The following is a 19,132-nucleotide window of genomic DNA, read 5'->3' on the forward strand; positions in this document are numbered from 1 at the left end:
TTTTAAAAGCGGATTATTTCAAAAACTGCTCAGATTAACTGCTACTTAGCTTAAAATTGATCAAACGTTTTATGGGATTGAAATAGCTCGGTCCATGCTAGTAGTTAACGCATTGCTTACTTAAGCATAGCAATGGCATCTTTGCTGGCACGCTGTCGCTCTTCGGCATTTAGCTCAATGAGACAGCCTTCTTTCATCAGTAATAATCGATCAGCATGCTCAAAATAGCCGTCATCATGGCTAATAATAAATAGTGTCTTACCCATGGCTTTTAGCTCAGGTATCAGCGTCTGGTAAAACACGCGACGAAAGGCAGGGTCTTGGTCGGCTGCCCACTCATCAAGCAGTAATATATCCTTTTGTTCGGCGACGGCGATCAGCATAGCCAAGCGTTTACGCTGACCTTGCGACAACTTATCTGTAGAGAGTTTATGGTCAGACACACTTACTTTTTCTTGTAGGTTTAGCTTATGCAGCCAGTCAGATACTAGGGCCGCATCAGGCTCATTGCCTTGAATTCCAATCAGCTGCTTAAATAGATGCTGGTCGCTAAAAATCGCAGAAAATAGCTGTCTAAAATCGGCATTGTTCTCTGAGTCGACGCTCTGTCCATCGACTTGTACCGTCCCTGTAGTGGGGGTGAAGATACCAGTAATGATTTTGGCAAGGGTGGATTTACCGCTACCATTCGCACCGATTAAGAAAACCACGTCACCTCGTTGCAAGGTTAAATTGACGGACTTTAAGATGTTATTGGTAGGGTTTTGATTGCTATCACTATTATCACTGTTCTCGCTATTTTGAGCATTATCATTAACCGCTGTGTCTGGTGCATTACTATTATGACTGCTACTACCTACATAGCGATACTCGATATTATTTAGAGTTATGGACTGCCAGTTCTGGGCGACAGTATCTGTTGCAAAGCTTGGCTGATGCTCGGCCAATTCTAAAGACTGTATCTTTTCTAGCGCAACTTGAGCAGTCTGCAATGTTGGGTAGGCGCCAACCGCATGTAGGAGCGGCGACTGCATAAACAAAATCGTTAAAGAAAAAGTAGTGGCAACCCCCATCGGAATATCGAGATAATTGGCCACTGCAAACACGATACCAATCGATGCGAACATCATAATATTGGACCAGTTCACCGCTGATAAATGAAAAGTATCAGACTTGGTTACGGTCTTCTCGTACGATTTGGCATGAGCCAAGAAATCATCTGTATACAGTTTTTCTGCTCGATGTTGATTAAGAGCAAGCTCTTTACGACCTTCTATAATCGATTGATAATCCTGATATAAAGCGTCATTAATCTCTCTCAACTCGGTCAAATGCGTATAGACATGCTTGACCAATATAGTACTTATCCAAATCGTCATCACAATCCAAAACATGACAATGAACAATAATGGCAACGACAGCCAGCCCAGATATAGCCCAACGCCAACAGACAAAATAATACCTTGTACCAGCTCTGGCATACGGACAAAAGCGACGGTAATTGATTGAATGTCTGAAGACAAGCTGGCAAGTAAGCGTGCACTACCCAAATGGTCTATCTGAGGAACGGTGGTATCGATGATTTGTTTGACCAGTTTGGTTCTAAGCTCATAGACAAATCGATGTCCCAATCGCGTCAATGCATATTGCGACAAAAATGTCGTCACTAGCAGTAAAAATACCAACAGTGAAAACTGCCCCAAACTGAGCCAAGATAAAGTGTCAAATACTGGCTGACTGATAAAGGTGTGATTGATATAGGCAATAATACCGACACTGACAGCGGCATTGATCAGATTTAGCAAAATGACTTTAAGAAAAGGCAGACGATAATTCGCCCAAATCATATGATATAAAGAAGCAGTCGTACGAGAAGACGCTGTGGTATGAGAAGACATAGTAACTCAGTAATAAAATAAATTTTTGATAGCAGAAAAGGGAGTAGGTCGCGCCTAATCCCTTTTATGGAAGCTAATAAAGCCTACTAATAAAGCTTAAAAATCGAACGTTGCCGATACTTTTAAGGCCGTTGGTTCACCCGCATTTAAATAGCCATAGCCTGGTAAACCACCTACAGACTGCCAGTAGTCTTCACCTGTGACATTGGTCACCATACCTTTTAGAGTAACGTCTTGCCCTGCCAGCATAGTGCGATAGCGAGCACCTAAATCTAGGGTAGTATAGCCATCAACTTTTAAGGTATTGGCGGCATCGGCATAACGCGCACCTGTATGGATAACATCGCCCGTTAAAGTTAATCCTTCAACGGCGGCCAAATCATACTCTAGGTTGACGTTACTCTGTAATGTGGGCAGGCCAATGACGCTGTTGCCATCTAATGCACTATCGCCAGTATCTTTTTGCTTAGCACTTAAATAGGTAACACCAGCATTGAGGCGCATGTTTTCACTTGGGCTACCAAAGACAGTTAGCTCAGCACCTTGATGGCGGTTCTCGCCAGTCGCGGTAAAGGTATTATTGTCATCGATATAAGCTCGTGGCTCATCAGTATGGAATATGGCAAAACTACTACCGATTACGCCATTGTCATATTTCACACCCAGCTCAGTTTGTTTGCTTACATAAGGGTCTAGGTTTTGTCCTGCATTGGTTATTGCATTGCCAGAATTATCAACCAATGGCGCAGCGGCACCTTTGGCAAGACTTTCGATATAATTACCATATACAGACCAGTCCATCGTTGGCTGATAAACGATACCGACGCTTGGTGTCCATGCGCTTTCATCATAGTCAGCTGTTTTGGTTTGGGTATTGTAGTCGTAGCTGGTTGTTTTGATATTCTGATGACGTACGCCTACCGTGGTTTTTAGCTTGTCATCAAACAGTGAGAACGTGTCTGCAAGCGCAAAACTCTGTAATTGAGTTTCACTCGTTCGCTTAGGGTCATCAAAACGTCCGCCAAAGAAAGCGGTATCTGACCAAGCATTGTCATAATCTGTCGGGCGGTACAAATTGGTCGCGAGCTGGTTACCAAAGTCAAAAGCGTAAGCGCCTTTTTCTTCTTGATCATAAAGATCGGCGGCTAGTACCCAGTTGTGATCAATCTTACCTGTTTGCCATTGACCACGCAGACCAAGCTCAGCACTTTGTACTTTATCTTCTCGAATATTGTCAAAGCGGTAGGTTGAGCCAGTGCCATCTGCGTCAGATACTGTGAGGTTGGCTAACGAGTTGTCCTCATCACCATGTCTGATACCGTAGGCGCCATAACCAGTAATGCTTTCGTTAAAATCATATTCTCCGCGAATCGTACCAAAGACATCCTCCTCGTTTGAATAACTCCAAGGCTGTGCCCAGTTTTTTGAGCCGTCTGGTGCTTTTGGTACATGAGAGACACCAGCAAGCGTCACACTAGGACGAGTCTCTGATAGTTTGTTGTCTTGCCAGCCCAAATCAGCCGATAGACGATATTGATCTCCTCTATAATCTAAACCAAGGGCAGCCAAACCCAAGGTCGACGACTCATCGTCGATAGCGCTGTCACCATCTTGATAAGCCGCATTAAAACGAACGCCAATAGCATCATCGCTACCAAAGCGATCACTGACATCTACCGCGACCTTACCTTGGTCACCTTGACCATAACCAAGCGTCACTTCACGTAGTGGCTCATTACCAGCACGTTTCGGTAGCAAATTGATTGTACCACCTGCGTTACCGCCACTGGGTGCTGCACCATTTAGCATGGTAGAAGCACCGCGCTGAACCTCGACGCGCTCGAACAACTCAGTTGCAATGTACTGTCTTGGTAAGATGCCGTATAGACCGTTGTACATGGTGTCATCTGAGGTGGTCACAAACCCACGCATAAAATAGGCTTCTTGAAAGTTACCAAAACCTCTAGCCACACGTACAGTAGGATCTTTTTTGAGTAAGTCGCCCACACTATGTGCTTGCTGATTGGTGATATATTCATTGGTATATGAGGTAGTAGAGAACGGCGTGTCCATGATGTCTTGATTGCCCAAGAGTCCAACGCGGCTGCCTGTCGCTACCTGTCCACCTTCATATGCGCTAGGTAATCCATCTGCTGACGCATCAGCACTACTGGTCACGACGATAGTGTCCAGTACCACATTAGGGGTGGTTTGAGTATCTGCATCATCTACTAGCGCCCATGCCGAGTGACTTGTGGTTAGTATGATGACTGAACATAGTGATTTTAGAGGTAGCGATTTCGTCGATGGCAAACTTGAGGGTATGGATGCTAATCTCAGAGAAGAGCCAGACACATTCAGAGAGTTAAGACGAAACAAAGCAGCAGATAAGCGAGACAGTTGCATGAATATTTCCAGCATGTAATTTAAATAGTTATTATAATGATAATCATTTCTATTACAATGAATTACTGAGTCAATTTTAAATATACTAGGTTTGGTAAAGTACGGCTGTCGCTTGATAAGGTGCTAATAGCATCGTCTATAAATATGACTATAGTCTTATATTTGGGAGTAGGGTGGCTCTTTAGAGTGAATAAAAAGAAGTATAAAGTAGATGATTGGTTTACCTGTTATAAGTAGTCTATATGGACAATTTATTCATTTGAGCCAGTTCATGTATCAATGTATGCTATTGTTTTATCACGGGCATGGAGTACGCTGGTATCGCCCACCAGAGGTGCAGTCAAACGGAATTGACTGATTTATATAATTGAAATGGATTTTTAAGGTGGCGCTTATGTACGCAGTAATTGGAGCAGGTCCAATGGGGCTCGCTGCAGCCCGAAATTTGCAAAAACTCAATATTCCTTTTGTCGGCTTTGAGCTACACACAGATGTAGGAGGGCTATGGGATATCGACAATCCGCACAGTACCATGTATGAAAGTGCCCACTTGATTTCGTCCAAGCGTATGACGGAGTTCAAAGAGTTTCCTATGAGCGACTCAGTCGCGGCGTATCCTCATCATACCCAGCTCCGTCAATACTTCCGTGATTTTTCAGACACGTTTAATCTAAAATCACATTATGAATTCTCTACGCGAGTCATCAGTATGGTGCCCGAAGGGGGAGGCTGGCGCTTAATTAGCGAGTGCAATGGTCAAACGCAGTCGCGACTGTTTGATGGTGTGCTCATGGCAAATGGCACTTTACATACCCCCAATATGCCAAGTTTGCCAGGTACGTTTGCAGGCACGTTGATGCATTCCTCTGAATATCGTAGCCCGTCAGCGTTTAATGACAAACGTGTGTTGATCGTCGGCTGCGGTAACTCGGGCGCTGATATCGCTGTTGATGCGGTACATCATGCCAAATCGGTCGATATTAGTCTGCGCCGCGGCTATTACTTTCTGCCCAAATTTATCAAAGGTCAGCCCATTGACACATTAGGCGGAAAACTAAAATTACCGCGTCCAGTTAAGCAGCGCATGGATGCAGCGATGATTCGTATGGTCATCGGAAAACCTTCTGATTATGGATTGCCAAACCCAAACTATCGCATGTACGAATCACATCCTGTGGTCAATTCATTGGTATTGCATCATTTGGGTCATGGCGATATTAAAGCGCGTCGTGATATTCGCCGCATCGATGGTCATACGGTGACTTTTAGTGATGGTGAAAGTCATGATTATGATTTGATTCTTATGGCGACTGGGTATTTACTAAACTATCCGTTTATTGAGCGCGCGCAGCTTAATTGGCCTGCCAATCATGACGCTCCGCAGCTTTATATGAATGTCTTTCATCCTGAGCATGATAATTTATTTATGATGGGTATGGTTGAGGCAGCAGGATTAGGTTGGGAGGGTCGAAATCAACAAGCACGGCTCGTTGCACTATATATTCAGCAGCGTCAGAAAAATACAGCAGCCGTTAAACAGTTCAATAAAGTGAAACGTAAGCGAGCAGGCAAAACGCTCGATGGTGGCTATGATTATATTAAGCTTGCACGTATGGCATATTATGTGAATAAAGATGAATACTTAGAAACGCTGTCCAAGCATATTGCCGAGCTTGAAACAGAACAGCCTGTATTGGCATCAGAGGTATGATAGCGGCAGTGGCGTTTGAGCCACGGAGCTTGATTCTGCTCAATCTTATCTTGGCGCTGATGATGTTCGGCGTGTCATTGAGTTTACGTCTTGGAGATTTTAAGCGTATCGTTTTGTCTCCCATTGCGCCGATAGCGGGACTGTTCGCTCAGTTCTTTCTACTGCCCTTAGCCACGTGCCTGTTTACGTGGGCATTGAATATCAATCCTGAGTTGGCGCTAGGAATGATTTTGGTCGCGTCTTGCCCAGGTGGTAGTTTTTCTAACATTATGACTTGGCTGGCACGCGGTAATGTCGCGGTGTCAGTCAGTATGACAGCGGTATCAAGTCTCGCTGCGGCTATATTAACACCAGTCAATTTTGCCTTTTACGGTTGGCTTAACCCACACACGCGTGAGTATCTGACAAAGATAACGATTGAGCCTAGTAGTATTCTGATACTGGTTTTATTGGTGCTAGCGTTACCTCTAGTGCTGGGGATGGTAACGGGGCGACGATTGCCAGATCTTGTCGTGCGTATCCAAAAACCGCTACGTATTTTCTCGCTGCTTGTGCTGATGGCTTTTGTGGCAATCGCTTTTTCTAGCAATTTCGCGCTATTTTTAGAGCGTTTTCATAGCTTTTTTTGGTTGGTCGTTGGCCATAATTTCTTGGCACTTTCGTTAGGTTATGGCATGGGGCTGATGCTCAAGTTGCCAGTCGCGGATCGGCGAGCGGTGACTTTAGAAGTAGGAATACAAAACTCAGGGCTAGGGCTGGTTATTTTATTTACTTTTTTCCCAGAGGCAGGCGGCATGATGCTGATCACGGCATTCTGGGGCGTATGGCATTTGGTGTCAGGATTGACACTTTCACAAATTTGGGCACGGATACCCTATGAATAAAAGCGTAATGAATAAAAGCATAGTGAACAAGCGTATATTAATCACTGGTGCCGCAGGTTACATCGGCCATCAACTGGGCAATCGTCTGGCTGATCATTACCATGTCGTCGGCACAGATATTCGCAAGCGTGATGATCTAGACTTTCCGGTTCACGTATTAGATGTACGCGATGAGGGTTTAGCAACGCTACTAAAAGAAGAGGGCATCACCCATGTCGTGCATCTCGCTTCTATCTTGCAAGCGTCAAAAGGTCGTGCTCGTGACTATGATATCGATGTCAATGGCACGCGCAACGTACTTGATTGCTGCATCAAAGCAGGTGTCACACATATAACGCTCACCAGCTCGGGTGCTGCCTACGGCTATCATGCTGACAATCCTGAATGGATTGATGAGCAAGATGCACTACGCGGTAACCCTGAGTTTGCTTACTCGGATCACAAAAGGCAGGTCGAGGAAATGCTTGCAGATTTTCGCGAGCAGCATCCGCAACTACAGCAGCTGATCTTTCGACCTGGCACCGTACTAGGCGCTGATACGCGTAATCAAATTACCAGTCTGTTTATGGCGCCGCGTGTGCTTGCGCTCAAAGGCAGTGAGTCGCCCTTTGTGTTTATTTGGGATCAAGACGTGATCGGCGCTATGGAAATAGGTATTCGCGAGGATAAAACTGGCATCTACAACATGGCAGGTGATGGCGCACTGACGATGAAGGATATCGCAAACCGACTGAATAAACCGTTATTGACTCTGCCAGTGGGTTTGGTTAAAGCTGTCTTACAAGTGGCAAAATGGGGTGGCAAACCAACGGGACCAGAACAGGTTAATTTTTTGCGTTATCGCCCAGTACTGAGTAATAGGCGACTCAAAGAAGAGTTTGGTTATTGTTTAGAAAAAACGTCTGCTGAAACCTTCGAGTATTTCATCGAATGCAATGGATTGCGTAAACCTTGATAGGGAGAAAATCATTAATGCCATCAATGTCATCAATAAATGTTACTTTAATCACTGGTGCTGCATCAGGACTTGGTTGGGCAATGGCACAGCACTGGTATGCTGCTGGACATCACTTAGTACTCGCTGATATAGATGAGCAAGCGCTGATCGCCCGCGCTCGTGAGTTAGAGGACTCTGCTAGAGTCATGACAGTCGTCACTAATATTACTCAAATTGATGATATTGCTGCGCTTATTGAGCAAGTTAGCGAGCGCTTTGGCCGTCTTGATCTATTGGTGAATAATGCTGGGATTACCCATCGATCACCAGCGCATCAGACTGATCCTGCGGTGTTCCGCAAAGTTATGGCGGTAGATTGGCAAGGAGCAGTAGAGCTGACCATGGCTGCGTTACCGATGCTAAGAGAATCTAAAGGTCAAATTATCTGTATCGGCTCAATGGCTGGCTGGATGCCCGTTCCTGGACGGGCAGCATACTGTGCGGCAAAAGGTGCGCTGACCCAGTTCTTTGAAGTATTGCGCTTGGAGCTAGAGTCTGAGGGGATACATATTCTTATGGTCTATCCTAGCTTTCTTGATACACCTATCGAGAACCACGCGCTCGGCCGTGATGGCAGTATCGCAAAGCATCCACGCTCAATGATCGGTAATATGCGTAGTGCTGAGTGGATGGCCGAACAGATCGATCAAGGTTTGCAGCGGCGCAAACGTTGGATATTGCCGGACCCTCTCTCGCGCTTTGGTAGTTTACTATGGCGTATTGCGCCAGCTTTATACTTGCGTCAGGTGCGTAAACGTTTTGGAAGTGAGTTGCGGTAGACTACGTTAAGTGAGAACCTAGAAGAGAGGCTAGTAGTTCATGCAAATTGTCGACAGTGCTATGCTAAAAATACTATGCTGAAGAGCGCTATATTAGAAGGTGCTTTATTAGAAAACACTATGTTAAAAGTTTCTATATTAAAAGACTCTGTATTAAAAGGTACATTATTAGAAAACACTATGCTAGAAATAATAATCTAGCATAGTGTTTTCACTCATAGCGTTTTAGCTTTACTAACTAGTTCAATATTACCTAGCTCAGTATTACCTTTATTAGTACTAATGATTTCTAATTGGTTTGCCAAGCTCCATGGTCTCTTCAATCTCAATGACGGTAGGATTTTTCGCTTCCTGACGCTTATCCCACCAAGCGAAGATATTGGCCAATATAGAGCCAGAAACAGAGTGCCAAATACAAGCGACGGCGGCAGCGATGGCGGACTCTGCATTGCCAGGGAAAAATTTCGTGCTTAAGCCCGTGGCCAACCCTGCGTTTTGTACACCAACCTCAATAGATATGGTGCGTTTTTTGGGTTTGCTCATACCAAATAAGGCACCTGAGTAGTAGCCCAATACATAGCCGACGATATTGTGTACCGCAATGGCCAAGATAACGACTAGCCCTGACTGCAAGAACTGATCACCAAATACAGCGGCAACGCCACCGACGATAGCGGCAAAAGCTAATACAGCCACGCCTGGCATCACCGCACGTACATCATTAAACCAGTGTTTGTTTTGAAATAGTATGTTTAACATAGAGCCGATAGCGACTGGCAACAATGTCACTAATAGCATAAAGCGGAACATACCCCAGCCATCCATTTCTACAGATTGACCAACCAAATAATTTAGCCAAAGTGGCGTCACTAACGGTGCAATGATGGTTGATACGGTGGTCATACCTACCGAAAACGCCACATCACCTTTGGCAAGGTAGCTCATAATGTTTGAAGACACACCACCAGGACAAGTCCCAACCAATACTAGACCCAGTGTTAGCCCAGGCGATAAGTCAAACAATCTAGCCACGCTAATCGCTAAAATCGGCATAATGGTATATTGGATAATTGAACCGATAAAAATATCAAGCGGGCGCTGGGCCAACACTTTATAGTCTTCTTTACCTAGTGTCATACCCATTGCGAGCATAATGACACCCAGAACGATGACTTGGGTATCACCTGTCACCCAAGAAAAAGTCGCAGGCTCTATAAATGTCACTGCGGCCGCTAAAATAATAACCAATGCCGTAAATCGACTCAACTGCTGACTTATCATCCTCAAAAACTGCATTTCTCAAATCCTTCTAAGTCCGGAAAATAGTCAAGTATAAGTTCAAAACCACTGTATTTCCAATGGGTTTAGGCGGTTTTTAGCCAACAATAAGTTGCTATTATGACAACTTTAGATATTTTTTCATTTCTGATACAGAGGGTTATTTGGTAAAAGTTACGGATAGCTGACCATATCGTTACATTTCTTTAAATTCCACAATTTTGGATGCCGTTATAATTCCTTATGATTTAGTTTATGTAATCTACATAACACTTTATTTATGAAGCATATGTATAAGGTGCTATGCAGATTAACGTCATTCTTTGCAATATAATTATTTCACAATAGCATCGTATAGTTAGTATACTAACAATTAACATGCTAACTAAATACTATCTAATATGCCTAATCAACCTTATCAGTTTCACTTTTTTTTGCATTGTGGTCATCTCATCGAAGAACGCCTGCGTACTAAGCTGACCCCTTTAGAGGTCATGCCGCGTCAAGCACGAGTATTAGATGCGCTCGGAAGAATGGGGCAAGCATCACAAGTGCAGTTGGCTGACGAGTTTGGATTGTCTGCTGCAAGCATGAGCACGATGACAGCACGCTTACTGGCAGCAGGTCTAATAGAAAGACGCGTCGATGAGCAAGAACTGCGTAGCAATATCCTCAAGCTATCCGAGCATGGTAAAGGTTTATTAACGCAGATTTATGAGGTATGGCACGAATTAGATCAAGAAATATATGAGGCGATAGGGTCTGAAAATGCGACGCAACTTGCAAGGATTACTCATGAGTTACGCAATGCGTTTGGTGGCTTTACACCAGGTGAGAATAGCTCGAATTCAGAAGAATTAGCTTCTACACAATTAATTTTAAAACAGTCTTAATGTTAGTGTTTTTATAAGAGATTTTTCACCCATTCAGTCTAACCAGCTATCAGGAAATTTACGATGTCGACCTCTATTCAATCATTTGTTCGATCAAAAAGTATTATCAAACGCCTATCTTTACTGACGTTATTAACCACCTCTTCTTATGCCTTCGCACTTGATGTTGATTTTGTGGACAGCAAATGGGATGGTAAGACCATTCCTGAAGGACAACAGTGTCAAAAATTTGATGGAGTTAAACCCGGTACGCCAAAGCTTAGTGTGTCTGGTATTCCAGCAGGGTCAGACAGTGTCGTGTTGGTATATAGCGACCGAGATTCAAAAAAGATGAATAATGGCGGGCATGGCATCATGAGTTACACCTTGGCAAAAGGCGCCAATAAGGTGCAATTACCGGTTGTGGCTGGACATACTTATGAGATGCCAAAAGGTTTTGAGATGATAGCAGAGCATCGCGGCGCTGGCTGGGACAAGGAAGGGGCTTATATGCCACCTTGTTCTGGTGGTAGTGGACATGAGTATTACGTCACGGTTCAAACGTATAAAGGCAATACAGTCACTGCTGAAACCGTATTAGAGCTAGGTAAGTTTTAATCGGTAACGTGGTATTCGTTATAAAAAACATTATCATTTTTACCTGCGAATCGACTAAAAAATCGTCGCTGTCAGCATTATAAGTACCAATTTCACAAGTACCAGTGCCATAAGTGTCATAAGTGCTATGGTCGAATATCAATGGCAAGATTGAGGTTTTTTTAATAATTTATAATAACTATTAGGATGTGTCCTCACTCTGAGCACTAAGCGTTAAATGGACTAAAAATGGCTAAATCTTTGTCAAACTGTATCAAGTAGCTTGCTAATATCTCGATATTATCTTTACTACTTTCCTTGTTTGGCTGTCATTTATCCCGTTTTTAGCTCCATTTTCAAAATGAAGGCACGCCCTAATGTTTACTGTTCATAATGGAGGGGTTTATGAAAACAAAGATACTTTACAATGGCATACTGGTCAGTATGGCATTAACACTAACCGCTTGTAGTCAACTTGCTGAGCAATATTCGGTAGAGGCTGCTAACGATACTAGTCAAACGCTAAAAACTGCTAGCACTGCTAATGGTGGTGTTGATATGACACGCATCAGCCAAGATGCCCTTGTAAAAGCCCCTGAAACTGTCGATTGTACATTAGAAAGTGGCGCTGCTGCCAAGTGTGCAAAGATAGTAGTCAAGCACCAACCTGATAACTTAAAAATTGGTCGGTTTTGCCCAGAGACGCTAGATGACAAAGGTGGTGTCTGGAACTGGGATGGCGAAGAATCGGGGCTCTACCGTATCGATGAAAAGTTTTTGACGATGTTAGAGACGCAGGGTTATCAATTCTATGACGCTGACGGCAAGGTCAATATCGTTGATGTGCGTACGACCCAGCCAACGGAAAATAATGCCTGCCTGTCTGCCTCAGCTGACGAATCGGTCGAGATGACCATTTTATTGCCATTATCACCAGTCAAAGCTGACCAAGCAACCAGTCTAGGCACTGTAGCCAAAGTTGGGTTGGCTCTTGATGGCGTGCCTATTTTTGCGGACGCGCCTTCAGTGCTACAAACCGGACACATGCCTGCGCTCGACACTTGCGGTGGCCATATTGATCCGGGTGGCTGGTACCACTGGCATGCCACATCAACAGACATCAACTCAGTGTTTGAGCATGAACATGTCGATGCTAGTTGTGCCTTAGAGCAAAAGGCTGATGCCTTGTTTGCCTATGCATTTGACGGTTATCCTATCTACGGTAGCGTGGACAGTGATGGCAAGATACCGACTGATCTGGATGCCTGCAACGGACATACTGGCGCAACCCTTGAAAACCCTAAAGGTGGTTACCACTACCACGCATCGACAGAATTTCCAAACTTGCCAAGTTGCTTGAACGGTGTAGTCGCTAAGGATAACTTCACGACCACTGCCAAACAAGGCATTGGCGCTCAAGGTGGAGGTCCGGGAGCAGGTGGTCCAGGCCAAGGTTTGCCCCCAGGTTTTGATACAGCAGCTACAACACTTGGTGTTTCAGAAACTGAGTTGTTAAGCGCGATTATGAAAAATGGTGGAAGAGAGCTCGATACTGCTGCGGCTGCCAAAGATCTTGGTGTGACCGAAGCAGCTTTAAAAGCGGCCTTACCCAACTAAGATTGATCTCGTTAACCCTTTCAGACCGGTTAAGCTTTTTTATGTAGGTCTCGTTTTATAAAACCTACAAGCGACAATAATGATTTGTGGTGCTTGTAGGTTGGGTAAAATTCTAGTCGTCTCTATTCTTTATCAGACTCATTAAAACTTACTAATTATTAACAATCAATTTATATTATTTCTATACGGAATTAATCAACTATTTATATAAAGGGGATACTATTTATGCAACTTTCTACTGCTAAATTTAGCTTAAGCTGCTTAGCGCTGACACTCGCATCAGGCGGGCTTTTCGCTTGTAGTAGTGACGTGTCGAACACTAGTGAAAGTACGTCTACCAGTGTATCTAGCAAAAATGCAGACAATGTGATGCCATCGGTACAACCGTCTTATTTTTTGAGTGATGGCTTGGTTGAGCCTATTAGTAAGGTGTCATGCTCATTGTCAGATGGCAGCACTGGTGAATGCTATAAAATCGTTACCGAAAATAAGCCAAGTGACGTTGGTATGGGGCCGTGGTGTCCGAGCAATATTACAGATGATGCCTCAAAAGGTGGGATTTGGCTAGAAGGCGGCGAAGTCCATGATGTTGATGGCGAGTTCGTTAAAAACTTAGCAGAGTTCTATGGCGACAGCAACTGGAATATGTATAACAAAACCACTGGGAAAATTATAAAAACATCAACGCTTGAGGACTGTGTCGCTGCGGCCAACCCCAACGTCGGTGCAGAGTATCGTAACTATTGTGTGGAGTGCCTGCCAGAGTACGCCGCAGATTTGACCGATACTTTCTATATACCAGTGACGCCAAAAGCCTCAGCAAGTATCACTGAGTTCGGTGGCCCAGGCCCTCAATCGAGAGGTCCATCGGTACGCGGTATTGCCTTTAATGGTGTACGTTTTGATGCGCCAGCACCTGTCAGTAATATCTTAGGCGCTTATACGCTTGCGCCGTTCGATGATGCAGGCGGTCATATTAATCCTCACGCCGGCTACCATTATCATGCTGCCACTGGACTAACGACTAAGATTGAACAAGACGACGGTCATGCACCAATGATAGGTTATGCACTTGATGGTTATGGCATATACGCTAATACTGATACAGAGGGTAATGAATATACCGATCTGGATGAAGCACGTGGACATTATGATGATGTGAGAGGGTATCACTATCATGTGGACAAAGCAGGCAATAACAACTTCATCAACGGACTGCGTGGTGTGTATGCTGAAGACTAGTTTGTCATCAACGACGGTTGCGTGCTTAGCTGCATTTGGACTGAGTATCGTGAGCGTCAATGCGACTGCCCACAACCCCAATACCTCGACTTTTATACTGTCGAAAGCGGCTGATGGCAAATATTTGGTGCGTCTAGATGGTGCTTTGACTGGAGTAGAGGCGCAAATTAACGAAACGTACTCGACCGACGCGTATAAAACGGCGGAGGAGTTTCAGCAGTTAGCCAATGAGCACTTTGTTAAGTCATTGACTTTATCTATCAATGACCAGCCCGTTAAAGTAGTGAACCCCAGTGTACATCTGGGCCACGGCACACAGTTCTCTGCCGAGGCGCAGGGTATTGGCGATACGGTCGAATCTATTGGTTTGACCAATACGTTCTTTAAAGACTTGCATGGCAACCGAATGACGGTCGTATTGCTGTCTGACCAATTTCCAAAGACGCAATATACGCTTAGTGATAGCAATGAGCATCATTTAAGTCTAAAGTTGGTTGATGGTCAGTGGCAACAAAATAACAGCGATGCATTGCCTATGACAGCTGATGCTGCTCAACCGCATACTCATGATGGAAGTGGTCAAGAGGTGGTACATCATCATGACGAAGACGGCCATGACGTAGATAATCATTCGCATGAATCTGCTGATGATCTAGCACTAGATAGTGTTTTAGGTGATGATAAAATAAAATTAGCAAGCACGCCGACATTGGCTGCAGCAGACAAGAGCTTGTTTGGTTCTATCTATGTATTGGGTATTGGTGCTGTAATAGCATTGCTGATAGGTGCAAGGTGGTTTTTTAAGAAGAAACAGTAGGAGCATGGCGCGTGGTGTCAATCTAGACATCACGCTCAGAGCTTTTCCCAAACAATATAAACAGGTCAGCATATTTCAAGGCTATTTAATTGAACACTGTGTCTACGCATCTTTTGTCTACGAATCGTACGCCATCGAAATCAACACGTTTTAGACATTTGGCTCTTGCATTATCCATATTTTATCTGTTCTATAACCTGACGACTTTGTATAGTGTTTCATTATATAAACTCTACCCATCGACAATTCATAATCTCGCCACGCCATTTGACAGCATAATTCCTTTTATTCCAGCTATGATTGTTCCTTATAGCTGGTCGTTGATTTTATTTGTTGTCAGCTTTTTTTTAGTACGGACATCCACGCAATTATCTTTATTGAGTTATCGCCTAATCTTAGCGACCATCTTTGCCTGTTTGATCTTCTATTTTTATCCTGCTCGTTTTTCATTCAGTCGATTGACACCTAATGATTGGACGCAGTTCGGCTATCAGTTTTTACAGTTGGTGGACAAGCCTTTTAATCAGTTACCCTCATTGCATGTCAGTTATGCCATATTGCTTGGCGTGTCATTATGGGATATTGCAGGGTCTAGAAAATCATGGGTTTCAGGGGCTTATCGGTTATTGCTTACTGGCATATGTACATTGATTGCTCTTTCCACGGTGTTGACATATCAACATCATTCGATAGACATGCTAGGCGGGGCAGTGTTGGCCATTTTGGTGCTTATGCTGTCGAATCGAATCCGTAATGCACTGGTAATCAAGTATCTGGCAGTGGGTAGTATCGGGTTTTTGTTAATAGCGATTGTAGGGTTTTACTTTGCTAATATGAGTATGATAGCGTCTGAAGTTGTAGAAGATTTGGCCATTATTACTGCTTCATATTGGTTGATCAGCTTTACAATGTTAGCTTACGCCTATCAACAGGCCAAACCAATGCGGGATGCACGTTGGTTTCAAAAGTCCAATAGTGGACGACTCACCTTATATACTTGGATGAAGTTTGCGCCGATCATTATCATTTATAACGGTATGTCATGTTTGGGACAGTGGTATTTTAAAGTTTGCTCTAGAAACCAAAGACATCCACTCACACCATATTCTATCAATGACATGGTCAAAGTGGTTGCTTCAGCTCGATTGATGCAGACGGATATAAATAATCACTTAACGTATTGGTTGTTTGGCTGTGATTTACTAGAGCGGTCGCGCTCATTAGAAAATCTGCCGCCCTCGGTTCACCATCAGATTATCGTCATTGATTTAGCCTCTGAGATATCTAGCCACGTTTATCATCTTGAAGCAGCTGCTAAAAATATGACGAGTACGCCTGTCCATTATTTATATCTACCTCTACTAGACTTGCGGCCATTAAGTGATGTATTGCTCAAAGATTATATTGATTTATTTAAACAAATTGATGCGTTGATACAATCGGCAGAGACACAAGCGATAACCGCTAATAATGAGAGTTGGGTAGAGGGTAGTCAGGTAGAAAATAATCAGGTAAAAGATAGCCTCATCACGCTTATCAATTTCCATTGCGTGATGGGGTTATCACGTAGCATCGGCGTGCAAGTTCTATATTTGCTATATTGTGGTACGCTAACTGTCTACAACTATCATTCGTGGATTGAGCAGCATTATCCGCACGCGCACCTGAAAGATGCTTATCTGCCAAAGTCATTAGTAGAAACTATGGCCAGTTATAAGTCTGGCACCTATTAAACAGCGTCTTAATAACTATCGATGTCAGTAGGTTTGCGTCTGCTAATTTTGCTTTGTACCTATTGCTTAATCTCTATTCAACTATGGAAGAATCTATGAATACCTCATTGCCTCGCTTGTATTCTTTTCGTCGCTGTCCCTATGCCATGCGCGCTCGTCTCGGACTAATATTCGCCGAGTTATCAGTAGAGCTACGAGAAATCACGCTAAAGAATAAGCCAGAGCAGATGCTAGCGATTAGTCCAAAAGGCACGGTTCCTGTGTTACAGCTTTCAGATGGATCAGTCATTGAAGAGAGTGCAGAGATTATGATGTGGGCGCTTGAGCAAAACGATCCTCAAGGACTGCTAGATGAAAAGGTTTTATCTGAGGCTAATGCACTGATAGCACAGAACGACAATGAGTTTAAGCAGTGGCTCGATCGCTACAAATATGCCGATCGTCACCCTGAGATGACTCAAATAGAATATCGGCAACAGGGTGAAATTTTTCTGCAGGATTTAGAAGCGTTATTGACTAAGAATACGTATCTACTAGGCAATAGCGTAACGATTGCTGATATCGGTATTATGCCGTTCGTCCGTCAGTTCGCTCATGTAGATCGTGATGTCTTTTATAAGTTGCCGTACCCGAAGCTGCAACTATGGCTGCAACACTGGTTGGCGCATCCATTATTTGTACAAGCCATGACTAAGTTTCAGCCATGGCAGGAAGGCGATGAGGTAGTGGTGTTCCCTGCTTAATATAGCGGGTTCTATATAAGCTGTATAGGGTATCGGTCTTGCTTGGTCTATCTTGATTTCACAACGACCACTTTTTGTGCTGGATGTTTGTCTTTAACAACGATTACTTTTTTGGCTTTAGGTTTTGCTTTCGCTACGACCACTTGCTTGGCCTTAGGCTTTGCTTTAACCACGACCACTTGTTTCGCTTTGGGCTTTGCCTTCACGACGACTGCTTGTTTTGTCTGATGTTTGTCTTTGACTACGACAACTTGTTGGGCCGCATTCGCTGGACCGATCATAGCAAAGCAAGTAGATACGGCCAATAGTGAGCTAATAGCGATTTTTTTCATGTTGAAGTTTTTCATAGTAAGGTCCTTTAGGCTGATTATAAGTAAGCGTGTTTATTGAATGGTTAAAGGTATCTGAGTTGAACGTCGCTTTATTGAATAAGTAGATAATAGCGAGTTATAGCGTTACGTACTTTTATGAAAGTTAAAGAAAGGTGACTTTCTCTAGCAGATACTGAACCATTAATACAATCTTAGGAGCTTTTTGCTAAGGGTCGGCAGGCTAGCAACACTCTAGAGACGATACTTACTCAACTTTATCTGAAGTCATAGCTATAAAATGAGAGGCATGGTAATTTTTACGTGGATTTGAAAGGTTTTAAGCGAATAGAAGTGATGAGATATAAAAAGGGGCGACTTAAGATAGGTCGCCCCTTTTTATGTAGGTATATTAGATGCATTATTGTTTAAAAAAGTTTAATTATTTTTCAATAAACCAGACTATTATCAACTCAATATTCATCAAGATCATTGGCTAAAGCAAACAGCACTCCCCATTTCATAGCGGCTTTCACGATTTACTCTCCTAAATGATTAGTAAATGAGTAATGTCGTTTAAACCTTACAAGCCGCACTCGCTTCTTTGGCTTTTTCATAGACAGCTTGAGGGTCTAGACCTAATGCTGCGACATCGTTTAGGTACTTTTTAGTACCCGCTTCTAATGAGCCTTTCCATTGTGGGTCATTTAATGGATCGGGAATGTCTATCATAGTGTCGCATAAACACTAAAATTTTAGGCTACTTTTAGCAGGAAGTTCAGATGTCAGAGTATTTTGCCAAAATCAACTGAGTTCGAGACAGTCAAGAAAGCTATATTGATAATAAATATAGCTGAGGGCACGAATGGATATTTAATGGCGGTGTTGTCGTGCAAGCTTCATCTTCTCCTCATGTGGGGACCTTGCCTTATCCTGTTGAGGAAAATGTAGATCCTGAAGAGGCTTTTTTGGCCTCTCTTTCAGGCTGCCACATGCTTTTCTTTTTATCTATTGCCGCCAAAAGAAAATATGTGATTGATTCATACATAGACAATGCGGTAGGCACTATGGAAAAAGACAGCGATGGTAAAATATCAATGACTAAAGTGATATTAAAACCGCAGGTTACATATTCGGGTGATAAACAGCTGATAACGGAACAGCTTGAAAAAATGCATCATCAGGCGCATGAGCAATGCTTTATCTCCAACTCGGTGAAAACTGAAATTGTTACGGAGATTGTGGTTTGA

General features: G+C 43.5%; 17 protein-coding genes. 12 read left to right on the top strand and 5 right to left on the bottom strand.

Annotation, left to right across the window (positions count from 1 at the left end):
* Window positions 1–116: 116 nt before the first annotated feature.
* Entirely contained in the window at window positions 117–1,898 is a 1,782-nt protein-coding gene (locus AK824_RS06280) for a multidrug ABC transporter permease/ATP-binding protein (protein WP_082624588.1), read from the bottom strand.
* Window positions 1,899–1,994: 96 nt separating this feature from the next.
* Window positions 1,995–4,304 carry a TonB-dependent receptor gene (locus AK824_RS06285; protein WP_057759911.1) on the bottom strand — a complete coding sequence of 770 codons (2,310 nt, stop codon included), beginning with the start codon at window positions 4,302–4,304 and terminating at the stop codon, window positions 1,995–1,997.
* 394 nt (window positions 4,305–4,698) lie between these two features.
* Here AK824_RS06285 and AK824_RS06290 point away from each other — a divergent pair, with 394 nt between their 5' ends.
* From AK824_RS06290 to AK824_RS06305, 4 genes are read left to right on the top strand one after another with little or no spacing between them, the layout of a single operon-like run.
* Window positions 4,699–6,015: a flavin-containing monooxygenase gene (locus tag AK824_RS06290; RefSeq protein ID WP_057759914.1), complete on the top strand. Its 1,317-nt coding sequence runs from the start codon at window positions 4,699–4,701 to the stop codon at window positions 6,013–6,015.
* Window positions 6,012–6,899 carry a bile acid:sodium symporter family protein gene (locus AK824_RS06295; RefSeq protein WP_057759917.1) on the top strand — a complete coding sequence of 296 codons (888 nt, stop codon included), beginning with the start codon at window positions 6,012–6,014 and terminating at the stop codon, window positions 6,897–6,899. Before AK824_RS06290 ends, AK824_RS06295 begins: the two co-directional genes overlap by 4 nt.
* Window positions 6,892–7,854 carry an SDR family oxidoreductase gene (locus AK824_RS06300; RefSeq protein WP_227511215.1) on the top strand — a complete coding sequence of 321 codons (963 nt, stop codon included), beginning with the start codon at window positions 6,892–6,894 and terminating at the stop codon, window positions 7,852–7,854. The genes AK824_RS06295 and AK824_RS06300 overlap by 8 nt, the downstream gene beginning before the upstream one ends.
* 26 nt (window positions 7,855–7,880) lie before the next feature.
* Window positions 7,881–8,675, top strand: coding sequence for an SDR family oxidoreductase (locus AK824_RS06305; RefSeq protein WP_264753501.1), 795 nt, complete (start codon window positions 7,881–7,883; stop codon window positions 8,673–8,675).
* 279 nt (window positions 8,676–8,954) lie between these two features.
* Here AK824_RS06305 and AK824_RS06310 read toward each other — a convergent pair whose 3' ends face one another.
* Window positions 8,955–9,971 (bottom strand): bile acid:sodium symporter family protein, encoded by a 1,017-nt coding sequence (locus AK824_RS06310; protein WP_082624589.1) that lies wholly within the window; start codon window positions 9,969–9,971, stop codon window positions 8,955–8,957.
* 383 nt (window positions 9,972–10,354) lie between these two features.
* On the opposite strand from AK824_RS06310, the gene AK824_RS06315 reads away from it, so the two are divergent.
* The 7 genes from AK824_RS06315 (at window position 10,355) to AK824_RS06345 (ending at window position 17,574) form a co-directional block, all read left to right on the top strand.
* The gene (locus tag AK824_RS06315) at window positions 10,355–10,846 is read left to right on the top strand and encodes a MarR family winged helix-turn-helix transcriptional regulator (protein ID WP_057759920.1); all 492 of its coding nucleotides are present in this window, start codon (window positions 10,355–10,357) and stop codon (window positions 10,844–10,846) included.
* Between the two features lie 63 nt (window positions 10,847–10,909).
* Window positions 10,910–11,443, top strand: a complete 534-nt coding sequence (locus AK824_RS06320; RefSeq protein ID WP_057759923.1) for a hypothetical protein — start codon at window positions 10,910–10,912, stop codon at window positions 11,441–11,443.
* 384 nt (window positions 11,444–11,827) lie between these two features.
* Window positions 11,828–13,039 (top strand): YHYH protein, encoded by a 1,212-nt coding sequence (locus AK824_RS06325; protein WP_197411822.1) that lies wholly within the window; start codon window positions 11,828–11,830, stop codon window positions 13,037–13,039.
* 225 nt (window positions 13,040–13,264) lie between these two features.
* On the top strand, window positions 13,265–14,281 hold the full coding sequence (locus AK824_RS06330) for a YHYH protein (RefSeq protein ID WP_057759925.1): 1,017 nt from the start codon (window positions 13,265–13,267) through the stop codon (window positions 14,279–14,281).
* Window positions 14,268–15,098 carry a hypothetical protein gene (locus AK824_RS06335; protein ID WP_057759930.1) on the top strand — a complete coding sequence of 277 codons (831 nt, stop codon included), beginning with the start codon at window positions 14,268–14,270 and terminating at the stop codon, window positions 15,096–15,098. Before AK824_RS06330 ends, AK824_RS06335 begins: the two co-directional genes overlap by 14 nt.
* 296 nt (window positions 15,099–15,394) lie before the next feature.
* Window positions 15,395–16,831, top strand: a complete 1,437-nt coding sequence (locus AK824_RS06340; RefSeq protein WP_057759933.1) for a phosphatase PAP2 family protein — start codon at window positions 15,395–15,397, stop codon at window positions 16,829–16,831.
* Between the two features lie 95 nt (window positions 16,832–16,926).
* Entirely contained in the window at window positions 16,927–17,574 is a 648-nt protein-coding gene (locus AK824_RS06345; RefSeq protein WP_082624591.1) for a glutathione S-transferase, read from the top strand.
* A gap of 47 nt (window positions 17,575–17,621) precedes the next feature.
* On the opposite strand, the gene AK824_RS06350 is transcribed toward AK824_RS06345, so the two are convergent.
* Together AK824_RS06350 and AK824_RS13515 are read right to left on the bottom strand one after the other, a co-directional pair.
* Window positions 17,622–17,921 (bottom strand): hypothetical protein, encoded by a 300-nt coding sequence (locus AK824_RS06350; RefSeq protein WP_057759939.1) that lies wholly within the window; start codon window positions 17,919–17,921, stop codon window positions 17,622–17,624.
* Between the two features lie 537 nt (window positions 17,922–18,458).
* Window positions 18,459–18,614 carry a hypothetical protein gene (locus AK824_RS13515; protein WP_413772209.1) on the bottom strand — a complete coding sequence of 52 codons (156 nt, stop codon included), beginning with the start codon at window positions 18,612–18,614 and terminating at the stop codon, window positions 18,459–18,461.
* 158 nt (window positions 18,615–18,772) lie between these two features.
* Between AK824_RS13515 and AK824_RS06355 the strand changes: the two genes are divergently transcribed.
* On the top strand, window positions 18,773–19,132 hold the full coding sequence (locus AK824_RS06355; RefSeq protein ID WP_197411823.1) for an OsmC family protein: 360 nt from the start codon (window positions 18,773–18,775) through the stop codon (window positions 19,130–19,132).

Source organism: Psychrobacter sp. P11G3 (assembly GCF_001435845.1).
Lineage (GTDB): Bacteria > Pseudomonadota > Gammaproteobacteria > Pseudomonadales > Moraxellaceae > Psychrobacter.